This window comes from Pseudomonas sp. ICMP 10191 (assembly GCF_001467335.1).
Taxonomy (GTDB): Bacteria; Pseudomonadota; Gammaproteobacteria; order Pseudomonadales; family Pseudomonadaceae; genus Aquipseudomonas; species Aquipseudomonas cerasi.
On sequence record NZ_LKGW01000181.1, the window covers coordinates 1 to 1,902 of the forward strand.

Consider the following 1,902-nt stretch of genomic DNA (forward strand, 5'->3'; position numbering starts at 1 on the left):
GCGTCGTAGCGGAATTCTTCGCCGTCGAAGCGTTTTTCGGGGTTGTGTTCAAGCAGGCAACCGTTGGCTTCGTATTCGTAGGTGACTTCGCCACGCAATTTGTCGAGGGTGCGGCTCAGTTCGCCGGCCGGGTCGTATTCGTAGCGGCGGTGGACCGGGTTGTAGGCATGCTCGACGTAGCGTTCTGGCTTCGGTTGCTTCACCACTAATTAATTTCTTACCTAGATGATCTAAGGTTGTCTCAACTAGTTTTAATTCTTCGCCGTATTCTAACGCGATTCTTTTATGGAATTTTGCCCCCGTGATTGGATAGTCTAGTTCTTCAAAGAAAAACTTTGCTAATTCGAATGCCGCAACAGCACTAGCCTTGTCAACGGCATGGATAGCCAAACCTATGCTCATAGCCAGACCTCTATCGCCTATGAGACAGCTTTTGATATCTTCACTCTGGAATTTCGTTCCACGGATCGTACCGGTACTCTTCGTTTATGGGAACAAAATTTATGCCTTTCAAATCGCACTGAACTGACTCGTCTACAAAGCGTTGGCTGCATACGAGTTCCATTAACTCAGAGCACCAGAAAATATCTGATTCTATATTTCTTTTGGTTGTGAATTTATTTATCCAGTTGTAACAATTTGCTTTTGGATAAAATTTGTTGACCGTTGGCTTGCCACTCTCCATGTCTAGCTCTAAACTATATTCAGATTTGGATTCATCAAGAAGTGACTCCCATTGAGCGCTTAAGAAATAAAAATAATCCTTCCTTGTCTCTACGCCATTCGCAAGATAGACCTTTACTGGTACTGAGCGATATTCCGCTCCTAATGCGTCACAAACATTTAGAAATTGCTGTGAAACAAATCTTGCAGGAGAGCCAGAATAATCTAACTCTAGAAACTCCACATCCTTATCCACTATCCTGAATTCATAATTTTTTGTAATTGTAAATTTATATGGGGCGGGATCGTATATTGTCCATTCCCAGTCGCAGTTTTCCACTCCGTCCAAAAATACTGGGCAGCCTTCATTATCACTTTTATACTCAATTACGTAAAAATTTAAGCTCATCACATTAGTCTCCCGGTGATAGTGTCAATAGCATATTTTCCATTTTCGAGCCCCTCTCTAGCTAAGCGCTGGACTTGACCCATACCGAGCGCCAGTTGCGTTTCAGTTAACTTGCCAGAAAGAAAAGTTTTATTTAATCTATCGAGGTCAGGTTTTATCGCCCCGGTGTATAACTTATGATTGGTCCAGTGACCAGGCAGGTCTAACGTTTTCGCTAATTGAGGATTGTCAGGCAAGAACATCCCGTTAGACGCACCATCTTTATTGAAGCCCATAGATTCTAATTTGTCGAACATGCGCTTATATTCGTTTCGTTTCATCAGTTGCTCGGGAACTAGATGGTGGTTCGACATGCCGTCATGAGGTCGATCTCCCATTGCGCTACCTAGCTTTTTGGAGCACAGCCCTAATATATCGACTTCACTAGTTGGATTGCCAACATACAGATAAAGATTCAATCCCCCACTCAACCCAATCGGATCCTGCGTAATAAACCGCCCAATCTCCGGATCGTAATACCGAAACGTGTTGTAGTGAAGCCCCGTCTCGACATCGAAATACTGACCCTGAAACCTGAGGTTCTGCTCGACCTCGTTCACCACCAGTTTCTCAACCGCGCCCCACGGCCGATATTTGGCCTGCCAGACGATCTGCCCTTCAGCGTCGGTCATCTCCAGTGGCGTACCAATCTGGTCGGTGTGGAAGTAGTAGACCTTGTTCTCTACCTCGCCCTCTTTCTCATCAACACGGGCCAAAGGCGCATAGCTGCCTGGCTCGTACAGATACAGGCTGCTCTGTCCCGGGCTTTCTTCACGCAGCAAGCGCAGGCC

Annotated in this window: 2 protein-coding genes and 1 pseudogene; all 3 read right to left on the reverse strand. The window is 45.7% G+C overall.

What is annotated here, in order from left to right; all coding sequences use genetic code 11:
- A pseudogene (locus tag AO388_RS26630) lies at window positions 1-191 on the reverse strand (type IV secretion protein Rhs); the annotation flags it as partial.
- 251 nt (window positions 192-442) lie between these two features.
- On the reverse strand, window positions 443-1,072 hold the full coding sequence (locus AO388_RS26635; RefSeq protein ID WP_058417463.1) for an Imm43 family immunity protein: 630 nt from the start codon (window positions 1,070-1,072) through the stop codon (window positions 443-445).
- A partial coding sequence (locus tag AO388_RS26640) for an RHS repeat-associated core domain-containing protein (RefSeq protein ID WP_063613826.1) occupies window positions 1,072-1,902 on the reverse strand: 831 nt, incomplete at its 5' end. The genes AO388_RS26640 and AO388_RS26635, both read right to left, overlap by 1 nt.

Coding starts and splice junctions, on each gene's coding strand:
- AO388_RS26635 (WP_058417463.1), bottom strand. CDS start 1,072: ATGAGCTTAAATTTTTACGTAATTGAGTATAAAAGTGATAATGAAGGC.